Origin of the sequence: Altererythrobacter lutimaris, assembly GCF_013371495.1 — a bacterium.
In the GTDB taxonomy this organism is placed as follows: Bacteria; Pseudomonadota; Alphaproteobacteria; order Sphingomonadales; family Sphingomonadaceae; genus Erythrobacter; species Erythrobacter lutimaris_A.
Window position 1 is genome coordinate 1 of sequence record NZ_JABWTA010000024.1, and the last position, 461, is coordinate 461.

The 461-nt window shown below is 77.7% G+C and carries 1 protein-coding gene; it reads left to right on the forward strand.

Annotated elements, in window-relative coordinates:
• Positions 1–19 precede the first annotated feature (19 nt).
• Positions 20–461, forward strand: a 442-nt coding sequence (locus HUO12_RS14375) for an A24 family peptidase (protein ID WP_332310435.1), incomplete at its 3' end; no start/stop codon positions are given.

Consider the following 461-nt stretch of genomic DNA (forward strand, 5'->3'; position numbering starts at 1 on the left):
GGCCGGGGCGGCGGGCGCAGTGTTCGGCTGGCTGCTGCTGGCGCTGGCGGCGCTCGACGTGGCGGCGCTGTGGCTGCCCAATGGGCTGACCGGGCTGCTGGCGGCGGCCGGGCTGGCGGCGGGGCTCGCCGGCCTCGGCCTGCCGCTCGAGGCGCGGCTGATCGGCGGGGCGGCCGGCTTCGGCGTGCTGTGGCTGGTCGCCTGGAGCTATCGGCGGCTGCGCGGGCGGCAGGGGCTGGGCGGGGGGGATCCCAAATTGTTCGGCGGCATCGGGCTATGGCTCGGCTGGCAGGCGCTGCCGCTGGTGCTGCTCGCCGCCTGCCTGATCGGGCTGGCGGGTGTGCTGGGCCTGATGCTGGGCGGGCGGCGCGTGACCGCGACCGACCGCCTGCCCTTCGGAGTGATGCTCGCGGCGGCGGCGTTCGCGGTGTGGCTCGGCTTGGCGATCGGGCCGATGCCGG